Source organism: Vibrio sp. TBV020 (genome assembly GCF_046056895.1).
Lineage (GTDB): Bacteria > Pseudomonadota > Gammaproteobacteria > Enterobacterales > Vibrionaceae > Vibrio.
Genome location: NZ_JBEEAQ010000003.1, coordinates 612232 through 636391, shown reverse-complemented (window position 1 = coordinate 636391; position 24160 = coordinate 612232). Strand labels below are relative to the sequence as shown.

Sequence of the window (24160 nt, the reverse complement as noted above, 5' to 3'; positions counted from 1 at the left end):
TGTTGGTTGGATCTAGTTACTTAAGCAACGCTTCGTTAAGAATCGTTACCTTGTTGAATTCGACGCAAAGAACGCTCTCTGCGCGACTCTTCACGAGTCAAATCCAACAATGTTTCTTCGATGTAAGCTAAGTGTGAGTGAGACATTTCACGCGCCTTTTCAGGCTGTCCAGAAACAATCGCATCAACAATATTAGCTCGATGTTTACTTACTTTTTCAACCACTTCATTGCGGCGATGTAAGAGCTTTAAATTCTGTAAGACATTTTGCTCCAGCAAAGGGGCAAGACTACGAACAATATGTAGAAGCACAACGTTGTGTGCAGCTTCTGTTAAAGCAATCAGAAACTGCATTACTGCAGCAGCTTCCGCTTCAACATTCTTCTTCGTTTGCTCTTCACTGATGTTTTCCAGGCAAGCCTGAATACGCTCAAAGTCTTCTTCGGTACCACGAACTGCTGCAAAGTAAGCGGCAATACCTTCCATCGCATGACGCGTTTCCAGTAAATCCAGCTGAGTCTCAGAGTGGCTAGACAATAAATTTAGCAGAGGATCTGAAAAACTGGTCCAGATGTTCTCACTAACGAATGTGCCACCGCCTTGACGACGAGTAAGAAGACGTTTAGCTTCAAGGCGTTGAATTGCCTCACGGATTGACGGACGAGAAACATCGAACTGCTTTGCCAGCTCACGCTCTGGTGGCAGCTGTTGCCCCGGAGACAATGTTCCTTCCACTATCAGCCTTTCCAATTCCTGTTCAATGACATCAGAAAGTTTTGGCTGACGAATCCTTTGATAAGCCATAGTTGTTGTTCTTCTACTCTTTGCAGTCAATTGGTAATACCAATTTTAAGTTGGCGGGAAAATTAACATAATTAAAACGCAAGTTCCAGTCAAAAATTGACCCAAATCATAGAACAGGTCACGTATAAACACTTTGATAACAATAGTCGATTAAAACGGCAATTAAATTGGTCTGACCAATTACAAATTATAAACAGGTGGGGAGAAAGCGTGCCAGCCATCACACTTTAATTGGTCAGTTTTAAACAAATATGAAAGGTTATTAGGGAATGAAAAGAAAAACGCGATGTTCGGAGAGGTTTTTGAAATGAGCTCAAGTCGAAAATCATTAGAGATCCCCTACTCGGTCCTTCGTCGCTCTATGGAATGACAATTCAGACATCAAACCATACGAAACAACGTCATCCTCAAGAGTGAGGTACGAACGAGTTGGGGCTCTCAAAGCGAGTAGAAAACCTATAAAGACTCCCTACTCGCACCTTCGTGACACTTATTAAAAGACTACCTTGCCTCAATATGATCAATCATCAATTGCAATGACTGGTTACCGCGAAACTCATTAATATCAAGCTTATACGCCAAATGGACAGTCTTTGCAGAAGCATCAGGCCAACGACGTAAATCGACATTAAATGCTATGCCATCAATCATAATATTGGTTGGATGACCTTTATGCAGCGGCTCTAACATCAATTTTAAGTGCTTTTCGCCCACCAGCTTTTGATGAAGCACTTTAAATTCCCCATCAAATGTTGGTTCAGGGAACGCTTGTCCCCAAGGACCACCAGCACGCAGTGTCTCAGCTATATGCATTGAGAACTCTTCAGGTTTAAGTTCTCCATCGGATAGGATCACACCTTTGAGTGCCGCTTCATCTAAGTCCTCTTTTACCGCTTGATCAAAGAGCTTCGAAAAACGCTCAAAGTTACTCTCCATGATCGTTAAACCTGCAGCCATAGCATGACCACCGAACTTAACGATCAAACCCGGATTCTGAGTATCAATACGATCTAATACATCACGCATATGTAGACCTGGAATAGAGCGACATGAACCTTTAATCGAGCCTTCCCCTCCGTCAGCAAACGCGATAACTGGGCGGTGGAACTTCTCTTTGATACGAGAGGCCAAGATGCCGATTACACCTTGATGCCAGTCGCGCTGGAACAAAACCAAACCATGAGGCATGTTTTCACCAAACTGAAGGCGCTCACAAATGGCCATGGCCTCTTGCTTCATTCCCTCTTCAATCTCTTTACGCGTTTGGTTTAAACCATCCAATTCGCTCGCCATACGACGCGCAGCATGAATGTTATTGCTGAGCAGTAGCTCAACGCCAAATGACATATCATCCAAGCGGCCAGCTGCATTGATACGTGGGCCTAGTGCAAAGCCAAAGTCGGAAGCAACTAGACGTCTAGCATCACGCTTTGCCACTTCAATCAACGCTTGAATACCAGGGCGTGCTTTACCAGCTCGAATTCGTTGCAACCCTTGATGGACTAATATTCGATTGTTCTCATCCAACGGTACAACGTCCGCCACCGTACCCAAGGCGACAAGATCAATCAGCTCCATGAGTTTCGGTTCAGCCATACCTTGCTTGGAAAACCATCCTGTTTTTCTCATGTGAACGCAAAGCGCCATCATCAGATAAAAGGCAACACCTACACCAGCCAAAGCTTTCGATGGGAACGCACATTCTTGGAGGTTCGGGTTTACCATTGCATCCACATTCGGTAACTCATGACCGGGTAAGTGGTGGTCCGTTACTAAAACTTGAAGCCCTTTTTCCTTAGCATAACGAACACCTTCAATCGAAGAGACGCCATTATCCACCGTCATGATAACTTCTGCCCCGATTTCAATCGCTTGATCAACGACCTCAGGACTAAGGCCATAGCCATCTTCAAATCGGTTTGGCACCAAATAATCGACATTACTGGAACCAAGCATACGTAGAGCAAGAACAGACAACGCTGAACTGGTGGCACCATCAGCATCGAAATCGCCCACAACGATGATGCGTTTATTGTTTTGAATTGCACCAAACAGTAATTCCACCGCCAACTCAATCCCATGCAATTTCTGATATGAGTGTAAAGCGCGTGCAGTCGTCTCTAGCTGTTCAATGTTGTGAACGCCACGAGAAATATATATGCGCTTCAAAAGCGAAGGGATTGAGTCTGGTAACTGACTAAGATCGACGTCTGGTCTGCGTTGAATTTCTATCATAAAGAGTATGAGAGCCTCGTTTAGAGGCTCTTTTTCTGATTATTGGATTTGTTCTAGGCGCTGAATAAGTTGTGCTGGCGGTAAATAGCCACCAACCATCTCACCATTTGGTAGGAAAATAGCAGGCGTGCCACTGATACCCAACTCACGGCCAAGAGCGTAGTGTTGTTTGATAATCTCTTGGTACTTAGCAAAGTCTTCACCTTCCGAAGGGATCTCACGCTTTACTTTGCCGTTGTGCATCGCGGCATGAGGGTCTTCTGATCCCCAAATAGCTGCCATTTGATCCGCTACACCACCTGTAGCCCCCTGACGAGGATACGCCATATAGCGAACCGTGATTCCTAAATCGTTATAGCCTTTCATTTGGCTATGAAGACGAACACAATAACCACAAGTGATATCAGTAAAGACAGTCACAACGTATTTCTCGTTGTCCGCTTTAAACTCGATCATGCTGTCTTTAAATGCTTCTATCTTCGCGGCATTGATTGGCGCTTGGCGTTTAGCGAGAACATCTTCATACTGGCCGTTCGCATCCAATTTGTATAACGTCCCCGCTAGGAAATAGTCTCCATTTGGAGAAGCAAATAAGATGCCGCCGCTCGTTTGAACCTCGACTAAACCATCAATATCAGCTGGGACAACCTCTTTGACTTCTAAACCAAGTTTTTGAAAACGCTCTTCTAACTGAGCTTTATCAAACTTCACTTCATTTGCAGATACGCTCTGTGTTGCCAGTAGCAATGGCAACGTCAATAGAGTCATTCGGCGTAATACGCTCATTCAATTCACCTTAAATCAATTTAAGCTTAACGTTATATCGTTAGGCTCTTGGATGATGTTCACTATGCAGCTGTTTCAATCGCTCTGTCGCTACATGAGTATAAATTTGTGTGGTAGACAAGTCACTGTGGCCTAATAGCATCTGTACAACTCGTAAATCGGCACCGTAATTAAGCAAATGGGTCGCAAATGCATGTCGTAGCACGTGAGGTGACAGTAACTCAGTATCAATACCAGCTTTCACAGCATAATGTTTTATACGATGCCAAAAGGTCTGTCGGGTCATCTGCCTTGCACGTTTGCTCGGAAAAACCACATCCGACGTTGTGTCCCCAAGTAACTCAGACCTGCCTTGATGAAGAAAAGTTTCAATCCAATCGACCGCATTTTCGCCCATTGGGACTAAACGTTCTTTACCGCCTTTACCTGTAACCCGGACAACACCTTGGCGTAGGCTGACATTTTCCATCGTAAGACTGACGAGCTCAGTAACACGTAAACCTGTCGCATAGAGAAGTTCTAGCATAGCTTTATCACGAAGTTCCATAGGATCATTCGGATCTGGAGCATCTAATAACGCATCGACTTGTTCTTCACTCAGATCTTTTGGCAACCTTTTTGGTAATTTAGGGCTAACCAGCAAAGCGCTGGGATCATCTCCTCGCACTTTTTCTCGGTGTAAATACTGGAACAGGCGACGAATCGCTGACAACATTCTGGCTCGAGATGTTTGCTTATATCCCTCATCCACTAGCCAAGCTTGATATTCTTGTAAGCCTGATAAGCTAATAAAGTCCAATTTATAGTTGTTCGCGGACATCCATTGAAGCAGTTTTACTAAGTCTGTGCGGTACGAAGCCAACGTATTTTCAGACAATCCGCGCTCCATCCACATCGCATCTAGAAACTGTTCTACGATGCCTTGATCGGGTGACATTTGTTCTGACACAGCACACCTCTTGTTTTCGTTATGCGCTCAAATGTAAGTGCCCGACACGAATAAAGCTATAAAAAATCACACCTGAGGCCGATATTCGCTGCAAAGCTCGCCATTTTGTGGTTAGAATTCACCATCCATTTCTCACAATAATAAAGAACGCTATGAAAATCGGCCTATTTTACGGTTCCACCACTTGCTACACCGAAATGGCAGCAGAGAAGATCCGAGATATAATTGGTGCAGACCTTGTTGATATTCACAATGTTAAAGAGTCTCCTCTTTCTTTAATGACAGAGTATGATTTTCTAATTTTAGGTATCTCGACGTGGGACTTTGGTGAAATCCAAGAGGACTGGAACGAATTATGGGATCAAATCGATGGCGTAGCGCTCGATGGCAAAACCGTCGCACTATTCGGCTTAGGCGATCAAGAAGGCTATGGCGAGTGGTATCTCGATGCGATGGGACTGCTCCACGATGAGATTAAAAAGACTGGCGCAAACATTGTCGGTTATTGGCCTAATGATGATAGCTATGAGTTTGAAGCCTCTAAAGCACTCACTGACAATGAAACAAAGTTTGTCGGCCTAGCGCTTGATGAAGACTCTCAATATGAGCTGAGCGATGAACGTATTGCATCGTGGGTTGAGCAGATTTTGGTTGAGTATCAAGAGTCCCTGTAAGAAACAGTTTCAAATGAACATCGTTATTCCCGAAAGGGAGAGACGACCGAATTGGGGATCTCTTAAAGTTACTCGAAAACTTGAATAGATTCCCTACTCGCTCCTTCGTCACTCTATGGAATGACCACTGCTCTGTTTAGTGCCAAATCAATCACCTAATCCACTTCTAAATCGAACCCAATCAAACACCAACCCCGGATCCGTTTTTCGCAGCGGAGCAATATATTGATGCCCAGTGATTCTCGGTAACGTAATCATCGGATAATGGGTTTGTATTTGTTTGGTGAGCTTGGTCAGGGCTGCATATTGCTCGTCGGTATAAGCAACAAAATCACTCCCTTCTAGCTCAATACCAATCGAATAGTCGTTACACTTCTCCCGGCCTGCAAAGCTCGAAACGCCTGCATGCCATGCTCTAGCTTTAAAAGGGACGAATTGCACCACTTGACCATCTCGGCGAATCAAGCAGTGAGCTGATACTCCCATTTTATGAATAACTTTAAAAAACGGATGATCGTTAGGATCTAAGTTCCCTGTGAAAAACTGTTCAATATAAGGGCCACCAAACTGGCCAGGGGGTAAGCTTATATTGTGCACGACCAACAATGAGATATCCGACTCGTCCGTTCTTTGATCATAAAATGGCGAAGGGACATGCCTTGCTTCACTGTACCAACCTTGGTTATCAATCATTTTGCCGCTCTTTCTTAACCCAATTGATTGTGATTTTATCCCTTTGGCAATGAAATGCGAGATTAATGGCTGAATTTCATGCTTAGTCATCGTATCATGCCCACCTCTTGTTCAACTGCGTATTAGATTTGCGATGAAAAACACACACAATAGCCAAGAACGCCTAGAATATTTGAAACAGCAACTGCCACTAGAAATTTCTCGTACTGTTGCAGAAACACTTAAGGAAGATCTCGGTGGCACTCTTGATTCTGCTGCTGATATTACTGCAAGTCTAATTCCTGCCAACGCTCACAATGAAGCAACGTTGATTACCCGTGAACACGGTGTCTTTTGTGGTAAAGCTTGGGCAGACGAAGTCTTTAAGCAGCTTGGCGGCGAAGTGACTATCGAGTGGAATGTAGAAGATGGCGATCGCGTTGAGCCAAACCAAGTACTTTGTACACTTTCAGGCCCTGCACGTGCCCTACTAACCGGTGAGCGCAATGCGATGAACTTTATCCAAACGCTTTCTGGCTGCGCAACGATTACAGCCCGATATGCTAAAGAGCTTGAAGGTACGGATTGTCGCCTGCTAGATACACGTAAAACCATTCCTGGTCTACGTAGTGCATTAAAGTACGCAGTAGCGTGTGGCGGTGGTTTTAACCATCGTATCGGTGTGTTTGATGCTTACCTAATTAAAGAAAACCACATCATCGCTAACGGCGGTATCGCGCAAACAATCAAAACAGCGAAAGAACTCAACCCTGGTAAACCAGTTGAAGTAGAAACAGAAAGCCTTGAAGAGCTGAATGAAGCAATTGAAGCAGGCGCAGATATCATCATGCTAGATAACTTCACCACCGATATGATGCGTGAAGCCGTGAAAATCAACGCAGGCCGCGCTGCATTAGAGAACTCAGGTAACGTCACACTAGAGACACTTCGTGAGTACGCAGAAACTGGTGTGGACTACATCTCGGTGGGCGCACTCACCAAGCACTTGAAAGCAATGGATCTTTCGATGCGTTTTAAGTAGCATTGAGCCTACCAAAAAGTTAAATATTTGTCTTATATTTCAGACGGTAAGCGGAGACCATTGAGTCTCTGCTTTTGTATCAAGCTTAAGACTCTAAATAATAAAGCTTGCTCTCCCTCGAACGCTTTTGCACGGAATATGAAACAGAGCACCAAGTTTTCATAATCTGCTCGGAAAGCCCTCAGCAAAAGTTATCACCACTATTCTAAGCTGACTATCCTCTCTCCTACTTTTCGCATTCACCTATGGAGAGAAATGATGCAAACCAAACAACGCCACAAGCAAGGTGGCTTTACTTTAATTGAGTTAATGATCGTAGTAGCGATTATTGGCATTCTTGCCGCTTTTGCTATTCCGGCTTACCAAGACTATACAAAGAAAGCCACTTTAGCTGAATTTCCTAAAGTGGCTTCATCCATGAAATTAGCGGTTGAACTCTGTGCCCATGAAAATGCTGGAGATGCTGCTTCATTTAAAACATCTTGTATCCAAAACTCTAATGGCGTTCCTGCAACATTTACCCTGAACGATTTAGAAGTCACCGCCATTGGAGGCTCGGCTTCAGGAGCAGTTGACGTTCGCGTGAAAGCAGCCAGCGCAAAAGGTCCAATTAAAGCGAATGAAACGTACGTAGCTACCGCTACTTATGCGTCAACAGGAATTACTTGGGAAGCAAAATGTTACACTGATGCCGCATTAACGACCCAACAAACAACCTATTGCCCATAATGCTAACCAACCTCCCCTCTATCTTGCGCCAAGCAAATATTCTCAGTAGTGGGCAAGAAGCAGAACTCGTGGAACATGTTAAAGCTTCAGGCCAGTGTGTGCCTGAAGCTTTGCTATCACTCCAATTAATCCATCAATACGAATTGACTGAACAGCTGTCGCATATTTTCGGTTTGCCAGAGACCAATCTTACAAAATTTGAATATGAACCCATTTGTCAGAATTTAGGGCTGAGAGAACTTATCACTCGCTTTACTGCTTTGCCCATTTCTCAAACATCTCAGCTTTTAACCATTGCTGTTGCCGACCCAACCAACTTAGATATTGAAGATGAGTTTCGCTTCGCCACCGGACTGCAGACTGAACTTGTTTTGGCTGATTTTAAGCAGCTTCAAGGGGCGATTCGCCGTTTATATGGTAAAGCGATTGCGGGCGAAGATCTTATCGGCAACAAAGAGATCAATCAGCAGGAGCTCGCTTCATTAGTAGAAGTCTCTGACGATGAGATGACGACAATAGAGGATCTAAGTAAGGATCAAGCTCCAGTAAGTCGCTTTATCAACCAAATTTTGCTTGATGCTGTACGTAAAGGTGCCTCCGATATTCATTTTGAGCCATACGAAGAACTCTACCGAGTGAGATTACGTTGTGATGGTATTCTGATTGAAACGCAGCAGCCCTCGCATCACCTTAGTCGACGACTCTCTGCACGCTTAAAGATCCTAGCCAAACTGGATATTGCGGAAAGACGCCTTCCTCAAGATGGACGAATTAAATTAAGGCTCAGCCGAGAAACTGCGATTGATATGCGAGTCTCAACCCTGCCGACATTATGGGGAGAAAAGATCGTGCTGCGTCTATTAGACAGTAGCAGTGCGAGTTTAGATATAGAGTCCCTAGGCTATAACGCGCAGCAACGAGCGCTATATTTATCGGCATTGAAAAAACCGCAAGGGATGACTTTAATGACGGGGCCAACAGGCAGTGGCAAAACCGTTTCACTCTATACCGGTTTAAAAATACTTAATACGCCAGAAATCAACATTGCTACCGCGGAAGATCCTATTGAGATCAACCTACCAGGTATTAACCAAGTTCAAGTACAACCGCAAATAGGGTTTGGTTTTGCCGAAGCGCTACGAGCCTTCCTACGCCAAGACCCTGATGTTGTGATGGTCGGTGAAATTCGCGATCTTGAAACCGCAGAAATTGCAGTGAAAGCGGCGCAAACTGGCCACTTAGTCCTTTCCACCCTACACACCAACTCAGCCGCCGAGAGTGTCGTACGACTCAGTAATATGGGTATTGAATCTTTCAACGTTGCCTCCTCTTTAAGCCTAATCATTGCGCAGCGCCTAGCTAGAAAGCTGTGTCGTCACTGCAAACAAGAAACGCAAGCATCATCACAAGCTGAACAGATACTCAAGCTTGCTCCCAAAACCATGGTTTACGAGGCTAATCAAGCTGGCTGTAGCGAATGCAATCAAGGCTACTCTGGACGTATTGGCATTTACGAGGTGATGGCGTTTGATCATCACTTAGCACAAGCCGTCAACGAAGGCTCTAGCGTGCAACATATTGAAGCACTTGCGAAACAGCAAGGTATGCAAACCCTAAAAGAGTCCGGAGTTGAAAAGCTTCTTGCAGGAACCACGAGCTATCAAGAGCTGCAAAGGGTCCTCTACATTTAACGGAATTACAGATGAAAAGACGCCACCAAGCTCAATTGAAAAGCTATCGTTGGAAAGGCATTAATAGCTCAGGAAAACTCGTTTCGGGACAACTTTTAGCGCTCAGTGAAGCAGAAGTAAGAGATAAACTTAAAGAGCAGCACGTCCAAATAAAAAAGCTTAAGAAAAAGAGTATCTCAGCCATTACTCGATTGTCACAACGCATAAAAACGAAAGACATCACTATTCTAACTCGTCAGCTCGCGACAATGCTTGCCACAGGTGTTCCCATTATTCATGCATTAAAACTGGTAGCGGATAACCACAGAAAAGCTGAAATGAAGTCGATACTTGCTCAGATATCTAAAGGTGTAGAGTCAGGAACGCCTATATCTAAGGCAATGCGTACTGCCAGTGGACACTTTGACACCTTATATGTTGATCTCGTTGCAACGGGAGAGCAAGCTGGTAACTTAGCTGAAGTCTTTGAACGTATCGCCACCTATAGGGAGAAGTCAGAGCAACTCAGAGCCAAAGTTATCAAAGCGTTGATTTACCCAAGCATGGTTGTACTGATAGCTTTATCAGTCTCATATTTAATGCTAACAATGGTCATCCCTCAGTTTGAATCCATGTTCAAAGGATTTGGTGCTGAACTACCTTGGTTTACTCAGAAAGTCCTTCAACTCTCTTATTTGACCCAAACTTACAGCTTCGCCACACTCCTCACATTAGCGGCCGTAATTATCACAGCAAAATTAGCTCGTAAAAAATCTTTCCGCGCTCGTTTAGCTGCAAGTCGTCTAGGGCTCAAAGTGCCTATTATTGGTAGTGTGATAACTAAAGCGTCAATTGCCAAATTTAGCCGTACATTGGCGACTAGTTTTAGCGCAGGCATCCCCATTCTAACTAGCTTAAAAACATCAGCGAAAACCGCTAATAATGTGCATTACCAAGAAGCTATCACTCGCGTACACACTGATACTGCCGCGGGTATGCCAATCTATATTGCAATGCGCAATGCTCAGTGCTTTCCAGAGATGGTGCTACAAATGGTCATGATCGGAGAAGAGTCTGGCCGCTTAGACGATATGTTAAATAAAATCGCGACTATCTATGAGTTTGAAATTGATAACACCGTCGACAACTTAGGGAAAGTGTTGGAGCCTTTAATCATCATTTTCCTTGGCGTCGTTGTTGGGGGATTAGTTGTAGCAATGTACCTGCCAATCTTTAACTTAATGAACGTCTTAGGATAGTATAGAGAACAATACTCTTTACTATCGAGCAAGCTGCCCCCTCTATGGATATTTTTTATTATTACCCTTGGCTATTTCCTGTCATGGCCGCTATTTTCGGTCTGATAATAGGCAGTTTTCTTAATGTAGTCATACACCGTCTTCCTATCATGATGGAACGAGAGTGGCGACAAGAGTGTGCTGAGAGTTTTCCCGAATATAAAATTGAGCCACCACAGGGGACATATAACTTAAGTGTACCCGCTTCAACTTGCCCAAAATGTGAAACTAAAATTCGTATCATCGACAATATTCCAGTAATCAGCTGGTTGTTGCTAAAAGGCAAATGCCACCAATGCAATAACAAGATCAGCGTTCGCTACCCATTGGTCGAGCTGCTCACCGGTGTTATGTCATTCATGATTGCGTACCAATTTGGCTTTAGCTATTTCTCTATTTGTCTGATCTTCTTCACCTTCGTATTGATCTCTGCCACCTTTATCGACTTAGATACAATGCTGCTCCCCGATCAACTGACACTACCATTAACATGGTCAGGTATCGCACTAGCACTTATTGGTTTAAGCCCGGTTTCACTTCAAGATGCGGTTATCGGCGCCATCGCAGGGTATTTGGCGCTATGGAGTGTCTACTGGGCGTTTAAACTCATGACAGGGAAAGAAGGGATGGGTTATGGTGATTTCAAATTGCTAGCTGCACTCGGCGCTTGGCTTGGTTGGCAATATCTCCCGATGATCATTCTACTCTCTTCGTTGGTTGGACTGGTATTTGGCCTTATCCAACTACGATTAAAACAACAAGGTATCGATAAAGCTTTTCCTTTTGGCCCATACTTGGCGATTGCTGGCTGGATAAGTTTGATGTGGGGCGATCAAATCCTTAATTGGTATTTAGGGAACTTTGTAGGTATTTAATATGGCACTAGTGATCGGATTAACTGGCGGTATTGCCAGTGGAAAAACAACCATAGCCAATTTATTCAACCAAGAGTTTGGCATTGAAATTGTTGATGCTGATGTTGTTGCAAGACAAGTTGTCGAACCTGGCACAAAAGGACTCAACGCTATCACTGAACATTTTGGCCTTCAGGTTATTCATGATGACGGAACATTAGATAGAAGCGCTGTACGGGAAATCATCTTTAGCCAGCCGGAAGAGAAAGAATGGCTAAATCAATTACTACACCCAATGATTAGAAGCCAAATGCTCAGTGAGCTAGGCAAGGTAACCTCTGACTATGCACTGCTAGTCATTCCACTCATGGTCGAGAATAACTTACAGGCACTTGCAGATAAAATTTTGGTTGTTGATGTTGATGAAGAAACGCAAATCCAACGCACTGTAGAACGCGATAATGTAGAGGCCTCTCAAGCACGAGCAATCCTTGCCTCCCAAGCGAGCAGAGAGCAAAGGCTAGCGATCGCTGACTATGTGATTAAAAATAATGCAAAAAACCAAAAACTTTTGCCTCAAATCACAGAATTACACCAAAAGTTCCTAGAAATGTGTGGTGCAAATCTGTGAGAATAAGATGACGAGAACCCAGAGCTGCATATTAATGACAACCCATTACTTCGAACATCCACTAAATGAAAAGACCCGTATTTATCTGAGAGTAGAAGCACTGCTCAATCAGCTAAATATTGCGGCGAAGTTTAGTGATGATATGCAGCATCTCACTTTTTATCGCTCTCTCTTTGATATTGTCGAAATCTTTGAGCAAATTCAGTTAAAAAGTGAGTTAGCCAAAGACATAGAGAAACAACGCCTCGCATACCGCTCTTGGTTAAATGTAGAAGGTGTTGATCAAGAAATGCTAAAAAATGTATTAGCAGAAGTGGATGCAGCACACAGTGGTTTAATGAGTGCAGAACGCTTCGGTCAAAGCTTAAAAGAAGACCGCTTCTTAAGCGCGATTCGCCAACGCTTTAACTTACCAGGCGGTTCGTGTTGTTTTGATCTTCCAGCTCTTCATCATTGGCTTCACCTACCTATTGAGAAGAAACGAGCGGATGCTCAGAAGTGGCTTAGCTCATTAAAGCCTCTTTCTATCGCTTTGAAACAGTGGCTAAAACTCACTCGCGAAACTGGTCATTTTCGCCCTATCCAAGCTAAATCAGGCTTTTACCAAAGTGACGCTGAGGAAGCGAATATTTTGCGTTTAGAGCTGCCGGTCCACCATGGGGTTTACCCAATGATTTCAGGCCATAAGAATCGCTTCGCGATCAAGTTCATTGAGTTTGAATCAGGGCAAGCCTCAACTGCCGATATTGATTTCAAATTAGCGGTTTGCTGCTAATCCAAACGCATACCTTATTATTCCTAGTATACTAGCGATATCGTTCGCCTTAAGTTAGAGAATTATCATGTCAAAAATTACCATAGTGCCATGCCCGCAATGTGGCCAAGACGTCCCATGGGGTGAACAAAGCCCTTTCCGTCCATTCTGTAGTAAGCAGTGCCAAATGATCGATTTTGGCGAGTGGGCTGATGAAGAGAATACCATTCCCGGCGCACCTGATATGTCTGACGCCGATGGGTGGTCTGAAGACCAGTACTAGAGCGAGTAGCAAGAGTCTAGACTCTAGAGCGCTACATTGCTTGATACGAGTAAAAAGAGAAGCTGATGTGAGAACATCGGCTTTTTTTTAGGTAAGAAGCAAGTTTTGGTTTCGTCATCCTCAAGAGAGAGGTACGAGCGAATTGGGGATCTTTGATACCAATGGAGATTCCCTACTCTCTCCTTCGTCGCTCTATGGAATGACGAACTAGGGTTCACTATGGTGATGATTAACGCAAGCACAAATAAAAAAGCGGAGGCCAATTGGCCTCCGCTAATACTATGAGAACGCTAGTTATAGCATTACTTCTTAGCAAGTTTCTCTTTAATACGAGCTGACTTACCAGAACGCTCACGTAGGTAGTACAACTTGGCACGACGTACTGCACCACGGCGTTTAACTTCGATGCTATCAACGATTGGAGAGTGTGTTTGGAACGTACGCTCTACACCTTCACCGTTAGAGATCTTACGTACAGTGAAAGCAGAGTGTAGACCACGGTTACGGATTGCGATTACAACGCCTTCGAAAGCCTGTAGACGCTCACGGTCACCTTCTTTTACCTTAACTTGAACTACAACAGTGTCACCTGGTGCAAATTTAGGTAGGTCTGATTTTAGTTGCTCTTCTTCAAGAGCCTTGATGATGTTACTCATTTTAATAAATTCCTAGAATAAACTGATACTAAATTAATTAGGTTACTGCTTACTTTTTACTAGAGCGGTGCTCTTTAATAAATTCAGCCAGTAATTGTTCCTGTTCGTCAGTCAGAGCTAGGTTTTCCAGGAGTTCTGGTCTTCTTAGCCAAGTACGGCCTAACGACTGCTTGAGTCGCCAGTGACGAATGTCCTTATGGTTGCCAGATTTGAGTACCGCAGGTACTTCTTTACCATCTAACACTTCAGGACGAGTATAGTGCGGACAATCTAACAAGCCATTCGCAAAAGAATCTTCTTCTGCTGACGCAAAATCTCCTAGTACCCCCGGAACAAACCGAGAAACTGAATCAATTAACGTCATGGCTGGGATTTCCCCACCCGTCATCACAAAATCTCCAATTGACCATTCTTCGTCAACTTCGGATTGAATGATGCGCTCATCTACCCCTTCATAGCGACCACAAATCAGAAGTAAATTCTCATTTGTCGCTAGTTCTTCAACTCCTTTCTGGTCGAGTTTGCGACCTTGAGGAGAAAGGTAAATGACTTTCGTCTTACCCGGTGATGCTTGTTTGGCTGTCTGAATAGCGTCGCGCAAAGGCTGAACCATCATCAACATGCCAGGACCACCACCGTAAGGTCTATCATCAACAGTGCGATGTTTATCATGAGTGAAATCACGAGGATTCCATGTCTCAATAGATAAAAGACCTTTTTTAACCGCTTGACCTGTTACTCCAAAATCAGTAACAGAACGGAACATTTCAGGAAAAAGGCTAATTACGCCAACCCACATGTGTTCTCTCGCTCTGTAATTTTGGAATTAGAATCCAGGATCCCAGTCAACTTCGATCCGTTGAGCTTCACGATCAATGTTTTTGATCACTTGCTCTTCAAGGAACGGGATTAATCGTTCCTTTTGCCCGAAAGCATCTTTTAGATTTGCTTTAATCACTAGAACATCGTTGGAGCCAGTTTCTAGCATGTCAGAGACAGTACCTAGATCGTAACCTTTGTCAGTTACTACTTGCATTCCAATCAAATCACGCCAATAGAACTCGTCTGATGGCAATTCTGGCAATACCGCAGGGTCAATAGAGATTTCAAAGTTTGTCAGTAATTGCGCTTCTTCGCGCACATCCAGACCTTCAAGCTTTACCACCAAACCTTTGTTATGGCGCTTCCAACTTTCAGCTTTGTACTCGACCCACTGTCCACCTTGATTCACAAACCAAGGCGCGTAATCAAATATGCTTTCAGCATTGTCTGTGTAGGACAAAACTTTAAGCCAACCACGAATGCCGTAAGAAGCACCGAACTTACCCACAACAATCTTGTCTTCGCTCATCGTTTCATTACCTTTCATCGACATAAGCTAATTTCTTCTTTTAAGTAAGAATTAAGCCGCTTTTTGAGCGTCTTTAACTAGCTTAGCAACGCGGTCAGATAGAGATGCGCCTTGACCAACCCAGTGGTTAACGCGATCTAAGTCTAGACGTAGACCTTCTTCTTGACCTTGTGCAGTTGGGTTAAAGAAACCAACTTTCTCGATGAAACGGCCAGTTGCTGCATTGCGGCTGTCCGCTACTACGATTTGATAAAATGGACGCTTTTTAGCGCCGTGACGTGCCAAACGAATGGTTACCATGTCGTCCTCTTTGCTTTCTCAAAAATAAAATTAACCCCAGAAACCATTTATCGCTAAATGATTTGGGGCTCGTGCCAAAATAAAGCTCCGGAATTTTACTCTTATTCCGGAGCAATGCAAGGTCTTTAGCTACTTTTTCACCAACATAAAACTGTATTTAAGTTTGTGACCGAGCTAACACCTTGAAATTTTTATCGCTAAGCGAAATTAACGGCCAAATGGATTGAAACCACCACCGCCCATTCCACCCATACCGCCGCCCATCATGCCTTGCATGTTGCGCATCATGCCTTTCATTCCACCTTTCTGCATTTTCTTCATCATCTTCTGCATCTGGGTGAACTGCTTTAGCAGGCGGTTTACGTCTTGTACCTGAGTACCAGAACCAGCAGCGATACGTTTCTTACGTGAACCTTTAATCAGTTCAGGACGTTGACGCTCTTTCATCGTCATCGAATTGATGATCGCTTCCATCTGCTTAAACATCTTGTCGTCAACTTTATCTTTTACGTTGTCTGGTAAGTTGTTCATGCCTGGCAGCTTATCCATCATACCCATCATGCCGCCCATATTTTGCATCTGGCCTAGCTGTTCGCGGAAATCTTCTAGGTCAAAACCTTTCTTCTCTTTGAACTTCTTCGCTAGCTTTTCTGCTTTTTCTTGGTCAACGTTACGCTGAAGATCTTCAATAAGCGACAGGACGTCACCCATACCAAGAATTCGTGAAGCAACACGATCTGGGTGGAACGGTTCTAGTGCGTCAGTCTTTTCACCAACACCTAAGAACTTAATTGGTTTACCTGTGATATGGCGAACAGATAATGCTGCACCACCACGAGCATCACCATCAACTTTCGTCAGAACGACACCAGTAAGCGGTAATGTATCGCCAAAGGCTTTCGCTGTATTCGCAGCATCTTGACCCGTCATCGCATCGACAACGAATAACGTTTCGACTGGGTTAATCGCAGTGTGCAGTTCTTGGATCTCTGCCATCATCTGTTCATCAACCGCTAAACGACCCGCGGTATCGACAAGAAGCACGTCGTAGAATTTTTTCTTCGCGTGGTCGATTGCTGCATTCGCGATATCAATCGGTTTCTGGTCCGCTGATGATGGGAAGAAGTCCACACCAACGTCAGAAGCTAATGTTTCTAGCTGCTTGATAGCCGCAGGACGGTAAACGTCGGCAGAAACAACAAGCACTTTCTTTTTATCACGCTCTTTTAGAAGCTTAGAGAGTTTACCTACAGAGGTGGTTTTACCCGCACCTTGTAGACCCGCCATTAAAATAACAGCTGGCGGCTGAGCAGCAAGGTCTAAGGCTTCATTCGACTCACCCATAACCGCTTCAAGCTCAGCTTGAACAATCTTAATAAACTCTTGGCCTGGCGTTAGAGATTTAGACACCTCAACACCCACTGCACTCTCTTTAATACGCTTAATAAAATCACGTACTACTGGTAGTGCTACGTCAGCTTCAAGAAGTGCCATGCGCACTTCGCGCAACGTATCTTTAATATTATCTTCGGTCAGTCGACCTTTACCGCTGATATTTTTCAGCGTTTTGGATAATCGATCCGTTAAATTCTCAAACATCTTTGTCTCTTTACCTAGACGGTTTGCAAGTAGGCTCGCCCATCACTTTTGGCGAAATATTACTATGAGTATACCTTAGCCACCGCTCGCTTGACACTGCCTAGATTACTTTTGATCTCTCATGCTGGGTAAATGAAAGTGATAATTCATAGCTCAAGCCGTTGATGCAGGGTATAATTTGTTAAAAATCCACCAGCTCATAGAGAATAATGGACAACTTACTCGCCGTTGTTGCTGCAATACTCTATTCATTAGCGATTGCAACCATCATTCCGGGACTTGTTCATCAGACAGGTATCCGTGTTAAAACCGTTTTCGTCAGCGCATTTCTTGCACTGGCTTTTCATGCGTGGTTGCTTAGCGATCTTATTCTAGGTAGCTCGGGGCAAAATCTAAGCATCCTCAATGTCGCTTCTTTAATTAGCTTTATTATCTCGCTAGTAATGAGTGGTGCAATGCTCAAAACCCGCTTGTGGTTTTTACTGCCAGTGGTCTACAGCTTTTCGGCAATCAACTTAATCGCTGCTGCTTTTTTACCTAGCACCTTTATTACGCACCTAGAGCAAGACCCGAAACTGCTGATCCATATCTCTTTAGCGCTTTTCTCGTACTCAACTCTCACGATAGGTGCTCTGTATGCGTTACAGTTGGCGTGGCTCGATCATAAGTTAAAAACGAAGAAAGCATTAGCGATCAACCCGAACCTACCGCCGCTGTTAATGGTGGAACGTCAGCTGTTTAATATTATTTTGATCGGCAACTTACTTCTTACCGGAACCTTGCTCACTGGATTTGTCTTTGTTCAGGATATGTTTGCTCAAGGAAAAGCGCATAAAGGTATTCTTTCTTTTATCGCTTGGGTGGTTTATTCCGTACTACTTTGGGGCCACTATCAAAAAGGTTGGCGCGGACGTAAAGTTACTTGGTTTGCCGTTGCCGGAGCGACCTTACTTACTCTAGCCTACTTCGGTAGCCGCTTTGTCCGCGAAATCATTCTTAACTAATTGAAAGTGAAAGGTGCATCAGTTGCACCTTTCTTTTACAATATCTCACTCCGTATTTGAAATTGACTTAGCGAACAGTTTAGGTCATAAATTAACCAAAACATAACAAGGAAAAGATAAGCTTTGGACGACATATCAACGGGTATCTTATTTGCGCTACTCGCGTGTCTTATCATTATTTCAGGATATTTTTCAGGCTCAGAGACAGGGATGATGTCTTTGAACCGTTACCGCCTAAAGCATCTAGCAAACAATGGCCACAAAGGTGCCAAGCGAGTAGAGAAGCTGTTGGATCGCCCAGATCGCCTTATTGGACTTATCTTAATAGGCAACAACCTTGTTAACATTCTTGCGTCAGCTATCGCAACCATTTTAGGTATGCGTATATATGGCGATCTCGGGGTCGCTATCGCAACAGGTGCTCTAACCTTAGTCGTCCTTGTCTTTGCTGAAGTCACGCCAAAAACACTCGCATCGCTTTACCCTGAACGTGTTTCTTATGCCAGCAGTATTGTTCTGACGGTATTGATGAAGCTGCTGTCACCATTAGTAATGTTCGTGAACTTTATCACTAATGGGTTCATTCGTTTGCTAGGTATTAAAGCCGACCACGGTGGCGATGATCATCTCAGCTCGGAAGAACTACGAACTGTGGTTAATGAAGCTGGCAGCCTTATTCCTCGTCGTCACCAAGATATGTTGATCTCCATCCTTGACCTTGAGCATGTCACCGTCAATGACATCATGGTGCCAAGAAACGAAATCACCGGTATCGATATCAACGATGACTGGAAATCCATTGTTAGACAGTTAACCCACTCTCCTCATGGCCGTGTCGTGCTTTATCGTGATCAAATCGACGAAGTGGTTGGCATGCTGCGCTTACGTGAATCTTATCGTTTGATGCTAGAGAAGAATGAATTCACTAAAGAGACTCTGCTTCGCGCTGCCGATGAAGTGTATTTCATTCCGGAAAGTACACCACTTAACGTCCAACTGCTGAAATTCCAACGCAATAAAGAACGTATTGGACTCATCGTGGATGAATATGGCGATATCATTGGTCTGGTGACTCTTGAAGATATCCTCGAAGAAATTGTAGGCGAATTTACCACTTCCATTGCACCTAGCCTTTCAGACGAGATCACGCCACAAGGTGATGGTAGTTTCCTAATTGAAGGCAGTGCCAACATTCGCGATATCAACAAAGGTTTGAAATGGAAATTACCTACAGATGGACCTAGAACATTGAACGGATTGATCCTAGAGCATTTAGAGGACATTCCTGAAAGCCATTTAAGTGTTCAGGTATCAGGCCATCCAATGGAGATTGTTGAGCTTGAAGAGAATCGTATAAAGCTAGTCAAAGTCTTCCCTGTCATCAAAGCTGAATAGCGCTTTGAAAGACAATCAAAAAAGCCTCGGTTAACCGAGGCTTTTTTCTAGCATTTACTATTTAATCTTCTGTCACACTAAATAGATTTTCCATGTTCAGTCCTTGCTTAATAAGGATCTCTCTTAAGCGACGTAGGCCTTCTACCTGAATCTGGCGAACACGTTCACGAGTCAGGTTAATTTCACGTCCAACTTCTTCCAACGTTGATGGCTCATAACCAAGCAGACCAAAACGACGTGCTAGCACTTCTTTCTGCTTAGGATTTAGTTCATCTAACCAATGGATAAGAGAGTTTTTGATATCGTCGTCCTGAGTCGAAACCTCAGGGTCAGAGTTATTGATGTCTGGAATGATATCGAGTAACGCTTTTTCACCATCACCACCGATTGGCGTATCGACAGAACTAATACGTTCATTCAAGCGCAGCATTTTACTCACATCATCAACTGGCTTATCAAGTTGTGTTGCAATCTCTTCCGCCGTTGGCTCATGATCAAGTTTTTGCGATAGCTCACGAGCAGTACGCAGATAAATATTGAGCTCTTTAACGACGTGAATAGGTAGACGGATAGTACGTGTTTGGTTCATCAGCGCACGCTCGATGGTCTGACGAATCCACCATGTTGCGTATGTTGAGAATCTAAAACCACGTTCAGGATCGAACTTCTCTACTGCTCGAATTAACCCTAAGTTTCCTTCTTCAATTAAATCAAGCAGTGCCAAACCACGATTGCTATAACGGCGAGAAATTTTAACTACCAGACGAAGGTTACTTTCAATCATACGTTTACGCGCAGCTTCGTCACCTCTTAGGGCACGACGGGCGTACAGAACTTCTTCTTCGGCGGTAAGTAGTGGAGAAAAGCCAATTTCGCCTAAGTACAGTTGTGTTGCATCAAGACTTTTGGTTGATGCATCAAACTCTTCTTTAGCTTCTTCAGCTGGTGTAGGTTTGGTCGATTCTCGCGTTTTCAGCGTTTGAACCGTTTCTTGATCGATTTCGAATTCTTCGACTTTCGTTGCTGCATTGCTGATACTCATAGCGCCTCCCCCTGGCGAGCTAGCAAGACATTACTACGTCTAATGTCGCTATTACCTAACAGTAAGTTTTACGGTAAGTAGCGTTTTGGATTCACTGACTTACCTTGATAGCGAATTTCAAAGTGTAAGCGAACACTGCTGGCTCCAGAGCTGCCCATTGTTGCGATTTTTTGACCAGCTTTGACACTTTGCCCTTCGCGTACTAGCAACCGATCATTATGTGCGTATGCACTAAGGTAATTATCGTTATGTTTGATAATCACGAGATTACCGTAACCACGTAGCGCATTACCGGAATAAACGACGGTGCCGCCTGCTGTAGAAACTATGGATTGTCCACGCTGCCCTGCGATATCAATCCCTTTATTTCCTTGATCCCCAGCAGAAAAGTTTTTGATTACTCTCCCTTTTGTCGGCCATAACCATTTGGAAATTTTGTTGTTGTTTGCTGATGTACTATTGGTAGTTTTGTTAACATTTTGTTTACCAGTAGATTCAACATACTCCTTTGATTTCGATTGATCAACCTTCTTTGGTGGTTGTTTTGCAATCGATTGCTGGCTACTTTTTGCACTGGACGCGTTAGACTTTTGAGTAGAGTTTTTACTCGATACCGAATTTTGTTTTGGAGTAGAAGGGGTTGTAACCGCAGCTACCGCTACGCCAGCCCCTGTCCCACCGTACGCTGGGGCATTGTAAGCGGGTTGCCAAAGTTTAAGCTTTTGGCCAGGGAAAATGGTGTATGGCTTTTTTAAACCATTGTAACTAATGATTTCTTTTACATCCTTGTCTGTGACATAGGCTATAAAATACAGCGTATCGCCTTTTTCTACTTGGTAGTAACTTCCTCGGTAACTCCCTCGGGATACTGAGCTGTAGTCTTTCTTTAATCCAGTCACGGGCGCAGGGGAATGTGCAGCACACCCTAATAATGTACTGCAAACACCCAAAACTAATAAAAGATAAGACTTAAACTTCATCGTTAAGCAAGATCACCAGCAACAAGAGGAACAAAACGTACCATTTCTATGGCTTGAGAGAGGAATTCATCACCATGGCGAACGATTTTTAGTAACTGCTGTTCATCGGTCCCTACAGGAATCATTAAGATCCCCCCCTCTTTTAACTGCTCTAAGAGTGCCGAAGGAACAGATTCCGCCGCCGCCGTAACGATAATGGCATCAAAAGGCCCTTTCGCCGGCCACCCTTGCCAACCATCACCATGCTTCGTCGAAATATTGTAGATGTCTAACTGCTTTAAACGACGCTTCGCTTCCCACTGCAGCGCTTTGATACGCTCTATGGAATAAACATGATCAACAAGTTGAGATAGCACAGCAGTCTGATAGCCAGATCCCGTCCCCACTTCCAAGACGTTACTCGTGCGCTTCAGCTCAAGCATTTCCGTCATTTTGGCGACAATATAAGGCTGAGAGATAGTCTGCCCTTGCCCAATTGGCAAAGCATTATTGTCGTAGGCTTGGTGAATCATAGCTTGAGAGACAAATTGCTCTCTCGGTAGCCTATAAATAGCGTCTAAAACTTTCTGATCTTGAATCCCGTTCGCAACAAGAAAGTCGATTAACCTATCGGCATGTGGGTTTGCCATGCTTAACTATCCTTTAACCAGTTACCCATGCTTTGTATCGACTCATGCGCTGTCAAATCCACCTGTAGAGGTGTTATGGAAACAAAGCCTTGTTCGATAGCATAAAAATCCGTACCTTCTCCAGCATCTTGCTCTTTACCGGGAGGGCCTAACCAATAAATATCATGTCCACGAGGATCTTTCTGCTTAATCATTGCTTCAGCGTGATGACGCGCACCGAGTCGAGTCACTTGCGTCCCTTTCAGCTCATCATAAGCTAAATCAGGCACATTGACGTTCAATAAACGATTAGTCGGTATTGGTCGGTTCGCATGCTGGGAAACCAATTGACGCGCAATCGCCGCCGCGGTGGCAAAGTTTTCCTTACCCACCAGCGAGAACGCGATAGATTGCACTCCTAAAAAGTGCCCTTCCATCGCTGCTGCTACGGTCCCTGAGTACAACACATCATCACCAAGGTTTGCGCCATGATTAATGCCTGTTAGCACTAGATCAGGTAGCTCATCTTTCATGAGTTCATTTAAAGCAAAATGAACGCAATCTGTAGGCGTACCTTGCACTGAGTAGACTTTCGGTGCGATCTCATTAACACGTAAAGGCTGCTCTAACGTGAGTGAGTTTGAAGCCCCTGAGCGGTTACGGTCCGGAGCCACAATCGTCACTTCAGCCATATCACGCAATGCATCGGCCAATGTGTGAATGCCTTCAGCGTGTACGCCATCATCATTACTGATTAAGATTTTGAGTAAGTTATCACTCATTAATATTGACGCTCCACTTCAACTTCTTCAATCAGCTCACGGATAATCGCAGTGGCGAAGCATCCTGCATCCAATGAAAAACTCAAAGTCACATTATCGCCATCCACTTGCCAAGCCAGGTCTTGAGGCATAAGAGAAATCGCTCGACGATCATGACGCATGCGATTACCACGAATCAAAGCCATTAAATCCGGTTCAGCATCCAAGTGAGGCTGCTCTAGGGCCAGTGCTTGATCAGTTGTTGGCAAAGCGTTGTCACCAGCAAGAGCCGCAGTCACCGCAACCGTGCCATTCGCGACACCTGTATTGATCTTTTCAATCGATTCCGCCGTGACAGTTTGAGCTTGACCATCGACTTCAACTACATCACCTTGCAAAGCTTGGTCAAACAACCCTTTTTCGATTCGCTCTGAAAGAATGGTGTTAAAAATCCATGAGCGAGCAGCAGAAAGATAAAGGCTACGCTTATTCTGATTGCGAGTGCGTACGTTCTCACGCCCCCAACGACGAGCCTCTTCAAGGTTGTTACCTTGATTACCAAAGCGCTGGCTACCAAAGTAATTTGGCACCCCGACTTTCGATACAGACTCAAGTCGCGAAAGTACATCTTCAACATGACTCACTTCTGACATGGTAACGACAAATTGATTGCCAATGAGATCACCTGGACGAAGTTTTTTGTTGTGTCGATCCGTCGCAACAATTTCAATGCTTGGATATTGAGCTAAGAACTGACCAAAGTCTGGCATTTCACCTTTCGGTAAATGAACACTGAGCCATTGTTCTGTGACTGCATGGCGATCTTTAAGCCCCGCCCAACTCACATCTTTTGATTTAACACCACATGCTTTAGCCAATTCGTTGGCAACAAAGCTCGTGTTTTCGCCCGTCTTACGGATACGAACCATAAGGTGCTCACCTGAGCCAGTAAACTCAAAGCCTAAGTTTTCATTAACTTGAAAGTGCTCAGCTTTCGCTTTTAGTTTGCCTTTTGCAGTTGGCTTGCCATTTAGATAAGCCAATGAAGATAAAATGTCAGACATATTCTTTCCACTGCTAAGCC

At 44.1% G+C, this 24160-nt stretch carries 26 protein-coding genes; 11 read left to right on the top strand and 15 right to left on the bottom strand.

Going from position 1 to position 24160, the window contains the following annotated elements:
• Window positions 1–35: 35 nt before the first annotated feature.
• The 4 genes from pdhR to xerD all read right to left on the bottom strand — a co-directional run bounded on the left by pdhR (window position 36) and on the right by xerD (window position 4761).
• Window positions 36–803: a pyruvate dehydrogenase complex transcriptional repressor PdhR gene (gene pdhR / locus AAFX28_RS11030; RefSeq protein ID WP_408687645.1), complete on the bottom strand. Its 768-nt coding sequence runs from the start codon at window positions 801–803 to the stop codon at window positions 36–38.
• Window positions 804–1304: 501 nt separating this feature from the next.
• Window positions 1305–3038, bottom strand: a complete 1734-nt coding sequence (recJ, locus tag AAFX28_RS11025) for a single-stranded-DNA-specific exonuclease RecJ (RefSeq protein WP_408687643.1) — start codon at window positions 3036–3038, stop codon at window positions 1305–1307.
• 39 nt (window positions 3039–3077) lie between these two features.
• Window positions 3078–3824, bottom strand: coding sequence for a thioredoxin fold domain-containing protein (locus AAFX28_RS11020; protein ID WP_408687641.1), 747 nt, complete (start codon window positions 3822–3824; stop codon window positions 3078–3080).
• Window positions 3825–3864: 40 nt separating this feature from the next.
• Entirely contained in the window at window positions 3865–4761 is an 897-nt protein-coding gene (gene xerD, locus AAFX28_RS11015) for a site-specific tyrosine recombinase XerD (protein WP_408690859.1), read from the bottom strand.
• Window positions 4762–4925: 164 nt separating this feature from the next.
• Here xerD and fldB point away from each other — a divergent pair, with 164 nt between their 5' ends.
• Entirely contained in the window at window positions 4926–5447 is a 522-nt protein-coding gene (fldB, locus tag AAFX28_RS11010; RefSeq protein WP_408687639.1) for a flavodoxin FldB, read from the top strand.
• Between the two features lie 147 nt (window positions 5448–5594).
• Here fldB and ampD read toward each other — a convergent pair whose 3' ends face one another.
• A complete protein-coding gene (gene ampD, locus AAFX28_RS11005; protein WP_408687638.1) occupies window positions 5595–6140 on the bottom strand; it encodes a 1,6-anhydro-N-acetylmuramyl-L-alanine amidase AmpD in 546 nt (181 codons plus the stop codon).
• Window positions 6141–6273: 133 nt separating this feature from the next.
• Here ampD and nadC point away from each other — a divergent pair, with 133 nt between their 5' ends.
• From nadC to yacG, 8 genes are all read left to right on the top strand, one after another.
• The gene (gene nadC / locus AAFX28_RS11000) at window positions 6274–7161 is read left to right on the top strand and encodes a carboxylating nicotinate-nucleotide diphosphorylase (RefSeq protein WP_408687636.1); all 888 of its coding nucleotides are present in this window, start codon (window positions 6274–6276) and stop codon (window positions 7159–7161) included.
• Between the two features lie 258 nt (window positions 7162–7419).
• Window positions 7420–7890 (top strand): prepilin-type N-terminal cleavage/methylation domain-containing protein, encoded by a 471-nt coding sequence (locus AAFX28_RS10995; RefSeq protein ID WP_408690858.1) that lies wholly within the window; start codon window positions 7420–7422, stop codon window positions 7888–7890.
• Window positions 7890–9581 carry a type IV-A pilus assembly ATPase PilB gene (gene pilB / locus AAFX28_RS10990; protein ID WP_408687635.1) on the top strand — a complete coding sequence of 564 codons (1692 nt, stop codon included), beginning with the start codon at window positions 7890–7892 and terminating at the stop codon, window positions 9579–9581. Before AAFX28_RS10995 ends, pilB begins: the two co-directional genes overlap by 1 nt.
• 11 nt (window positions 9582–9592) lie before the next feature.
• Complete coding sequence (locus AAFX28_RS10985; RefSeq protein WP_408687633.1) at window positions 9593–10819, top strand: type II secretion system F family protein; 1227 nt, start codon at window positions 9593–9595, stop codon at window positions 10817–10819.
• Window positions 10820–10863: 44 nt separating this feature from the next.
• A complete protein-coding gene (locus AAFX28_RS10980; RefSeq protein ID WP_408687632.1) occupies window positions 10864–11733 on the top strand; it encodes a prepilin peptidase in 870 nt (289 codons plus the stop codon).
• A gap of 1 nt (window position 11734) precedes the next feature.
• The gene (gene coaE / locus AAFX28_RS10975) at window positions 11735–12343 is read left to right on the top strand and encodes a dephospho-CoA kinase (protein WP_408687630.1); all 609 of its coding nucleotides are present in this window, start codon (window positions 11735–11737) and stop codon (window positions 12341–12343) included.
• 34 nt (window positions 12344–12377) lie between these two features.
• A complete protein-coding gene (zapD, locus tag AAFX28_RS10970) occupies window positions 12378–13118 on the top strand; it encodes a cell division protein ZapD (protein WP_408687629.1) in 741 nt (246 codons plus the stop codon).
• Window positions 13119–13185: 67 nt separating this feature from the next.
• Window positions 13186–13380: a DNA gyrase inhibitor YacG gene (gene yacG, locus AAFX28_RS10965; protein WP_408687627.1), complete on the top strand. Its 195-nt coding sequence runs from the start codon at window positions 13186–13188 to the stop codon at window positions 13378–13380.
• Between the two features lie 302 nt (window positions 13381–13682).
• Here the strand turns inward: yacG and rplS are convergent, their stop codons facing one another.
• The 5 genes from rplS to ffh all read right to left on the bottom strand — a co-directional run bounded on the left by rplS (window position 13683) and on the right by ffh (window position 17286).
• Window positions 13683–14036 carry a 50S ribosomal protein L19 gene (gene rplS / locus AAFX28_RS10960; protein WP_005476458.1) on the bottom strand — a complete coding sequence of 118 codons (354 nt, stop codon included), beginning with the start codon at window positions 14034–14036 and terminating at the stop codon, window positions 13683–13685.
• A gap of 49 nt (window positions 14037–14085) precedes the next feature.
• On the bottom strand, window positions 14086–14835 hold the full coding sequence (gene trmD, locus AAFX28_RS10955; RefSeq protein WP_408687625.1) for a tRNA (guanosine(37)-N1)-methyltransferase TrmD: 750 nt from the start codon (window positions 14833–14835) through the stop codon (window positions 14086–14088).
• A 27-nt stretch (window positions 14836–14862) separates the two neighbouring features.
• Window positions 14863–15411: a ribosome maturation factor RimM gene (gene rimM / locus AAFX28_RS10950; RefSeq protein WP_159655592.1), complete on the bottom strand. Its 549-nt coding sequence runs from the start codon at window positions 15409–15411 to the stop codon at window positions 14863–14865.
• Window positions 15412–15438: 27 nt separating this feature from the next.
• Window positions 15439–15687 (bottom strand): 30S ribosomal protein S16, encoded by a 249-nt coding sequence (gene rpsP, locus AAFX28_RS10945; RefSeq protein WP_004410028.1) that lies wholly within the window; start codon window positions 15685–15687, stop codon window positions 15439–15441.
• Window positions 15688–15894: 207 nt separating this feature from the next.
• A complete protein-coding gene (ffh, locus tag AAFX28_RS10940) occupies window positions 15895–17286 on the bottom strand; it encodes a signal recognition particle protein (protein ID WP_408687623.1) in 1392 nt (463 codons plus the stop codon).
• Window positions 17287–17495: 209 nt separating this feature from the next.
• On the opposite strand from ffh, the gene AAFX28_RS10935 reads away from it, so the two are divergent.
• Together AAFX28_RS10935 and AAFX28_RS10930 are read left to right on the top strand one after the other, a co-directional pair.
• Complete coding sequence (locus AAFX28_RS10935) at window positions 17496–18290, top strand: inner membrane protein YpjD (RefSeq protein WP_408687622.1); 795 nt, start codon at window positions 17496–17498, stop codon at window positions 18288–18290.
• Window positions 18291–18413: 123 nt separating this feature from the next.
• Window positions 18414–19685, top strand: a complete 1272-nt coding sequence (locus tag AAFX28_RS10930) for an HlyC/CorC family transporter (RefSeq protein WP_408687621.1) — start codon at window positions 18414–18416, stop codon at window positions 19683–19685.
• Window positions 19686–19746: 61 nt separating this feature from the next.
• Here AAFX28_RS10930 and rpoS read toward each other — a convergent pair whose 3' ends face one another.
• The 5 genes from rpoS to truD form a co-directional block, all read right to left on the bottom strand.
• On the bottom strand, window positions 19747–20727 hold the full coding sequence (gene rpoS, locus AAFX28_RS10925; protein ID WP_408687619.1) for an RNA polymerase sigma factor RpoS: 981 nt from the start codon (window positions 20725–20727) through the stop codon (window positions 19747–19749).
• A 68-nt stretch (window positions 20728–20795) separates the two neighbouring features.
• The gene (nlpD, locus tag AAFX28_RS10920) at window positions 20796–21707 is read right to left on the bottom strand and encodes a murein hydrolase activator NlpD (protein WP_408687618.1); all 912 of its coding nucleotides are present in this window, start codon (window positions 21705–21707) and stop codon (window positions 20796–20798) included.
• A gap of 2 nt (window positions 21708–21709) precedes the next feature.
• A complete protein-coding gene (locus AAFX28_RS10915) occupies window positions 21710–22336 on the bottom strand; it encodes a protein-L-isoaspartate(D-aspartate) O-methyltransferase (RefSeq protein WP_408687616.1) in 627 nt (208 codons plus the stop codon).
• Between the two features lie 2 nt (window positions 22337–22338).
• Complete coding sequence (gene surE, locus AAFX28_RS10910) at window positions 22339–23097, bottom strand: 5'/3'-nucleotidase SurE (RefSeq protein ID WP_408687615.1); 759 nt, start codon at window positions 23095–23097, stop codon at window positions 22339–22341.
• Window positions 23097–24140, bottom strand: coding sequence for a tRNA pseudouridine(13) synthase TruD (gene truD / locus AAFX28_RS10905; protein ID WP_408687614.1), 1044 nt, complete (start codon window positions 24138–24140; stop codon window positions 23097–23099). The genes surE and truD overlap by 1 nt, the downstream gene beginning before the upstream one ends.
• Window positions 24141–24160 lie beyond the last annotated feature (20 nt).

What these genes read in the sequence shown, in the direction of transcription:
- ampD (WP_408687638.1), bottom strand. Translation starts at nt 6,140, where the DNA reads ATGATTGATAACCAAGGTTGGTACAGTGAAGCAAGGCATGTCCCTTCG.
- pilB (WP_408687635.1), top strand. Translation starts at nt 7,890, where the DNA reads ATGCTAACCAACCTCCCCTCTATCTTGCGCCAAGCAAATATTCTCAGT.
- trmD (WP_408687625.1), bottom strand. Translation starts at nt 14,835, where the DNA reads ATGTGGGTTGGCGTAATTAGCCTTTTTCCTGAAATGTTCCGTTCTGTT.
- AAFX28_RS10915 (WP_408687616.1), bottom strand. Translation starts at nt 22,336, where the DNA reads ATGGCAAACCCACATGCCGATAGGTTAATCGACTTTCTTGTTGCGAAC.
- rpsP (WP_004410028.1), bottom strand. Translation starts at nt 15,687, where the DNA reads ATGGTAACCATTCGTTTGGCACGTCACGGCGCTAAAAAGCGTCCATTT.
- rpoS (WP_408687619.1), bottom strand. Translation starts at nt 20,727, where the DNA reads ATGAGTATCAGCAATGCAGCAACGAAAGTCGAAGAATTCGAAATCGAT.
- xerD (WP_408690859.1), bottom strand. Translation starts at nt 4,761, where the DNA reads ATGTCACCCGATCAAGGCATCGTAGAACAGTTTCTAGATGCGATGTGG.
- AAFX28_RS10935 (WP_408687622.1), top strand. Translation starts at nt 17,496, where the DNA reads ATGGACAACTTACTCGCCGTTGTTGCTGCAATACTCTATTCATTAGCG.
- surE (WP_408687615.1), bottom strand. Translation starts at nt 23,097, where the DNA reads ATGAGTGATAACTTACTCAAAATCTTAATCAGTAATGATGATGGCGTA.
- zapD (WP_408687629.1), top strand. Translation starts at nt 12,378, where the DNA reads ATGACAACCCATTACTTCGAACATCCACTAAATGAAAAGACCCGTATT.
- AAFX28_RS11020 (WP_408687641.1), bottom strand. Translation starts at nt 3,824, where the DNA reads ATGAGCGTATTACGCCGAATGACTCTATTGACGTTGCCATTGCTACTG.
- AAFX28_RS10995 (WP_408690858.1), top strand. Translation starts at nt 7,420, where the DNA reads ATGCAAACCAAACAACGCCACAAGCAAGGTGGCTTTACTTTAATTGAG.
- nadC (WP_408687636.1), top strand. Translation starts at nt 6,274, where the DNA reads ATGAAAAACACACACAATAGCCAAGAACGCCTAGAATATTTGAAACAG.
- AAFX28_RS10980 (WP_408687632.1), top strand. Translation starts at nt 10,864, where the DNA reads ATGGATATTTTTTATTATTACCCTTGGCTATTTCCTGTCATGGCCGCT.
- pdhR (WP_408687645.1), bottom strand. Translation starts at nt 803, where the DNA reads ATGGCTTATCAAAGGATTCGTCAGCCAAAACTTTCTGATGTCATTGAA.
- fldB (WP_408687639.1), top strand. Translation starts at nt 4,926, where the DNA reads ATGAAAATCGGCCTATTTTACGGTTCCACCACTTGCTACACCGAAATG.
- coaE (WP_408687630.1), top strand. Translation starts at nt 11,735, where the DNA reads ATGGCACTAGTGATCGGATTAACTGGCGGTATTGCCAGTGGAAAAACA.
- ffh (WP_408687623.1), bottom strand. Translation starts at nt 17,286, where the DNA reads ATGTTTGAGAATTTAACGGATCGATTATCCAAAACGCTGAAAAATATC.
- yacG (WP_408687627.1), top strand. Translation starts at nt 13,186, where the DNA reads ATGTCAAAAATTACCATAGTGCCATGCCCGCAATGTGGCCAAGACGTC.
- truD (WP_408687614.1), bottom strand. Translation starts at nt 24,140, where the DNA reads ATGTCTGACATTTTATCTTCATTGGCTTATCTAAATGGCAAGCCAACT.
- rplS (WP_005476458.1), bottom strand. Translation starts at nt 14,036, where the DNA reads ATGAGTAACATCATCAAGGCTCTTGAAGAAGAGCAACTAAAATCAGAC.
- recJ (WP_408687643.1), bottom strand. Translation starts at nt 3,038, where the DNA reads ATGATAGAAATTCAACGCAGACCAGACGTCGATCTTAGTCAGTTACCA.
- nlpD (WP_408687618.1), bottom strand. Translation starts at nt 21,707, where the DNA reads ATGAAGTTTAAGTCTTATCTTTTATTAGTTTTGGGTGTTTGCAGTACA.
- AAFX28_RS10985 (WP_408687633.1), top strand. Translation starts at nt 9,593, where the DNA reads ATGAAAAGACGCCACCAAGCTCAATTGAAAAGCTATCGTTGGAAAGGC.
- rimM (WP_159655592.1), bottom strand. Translation starts at nt 15,411, where the DNA reads ATGTCGATGAAAGGTAATGAAACGATGAGCGAAGACAAGATTGTTGTG.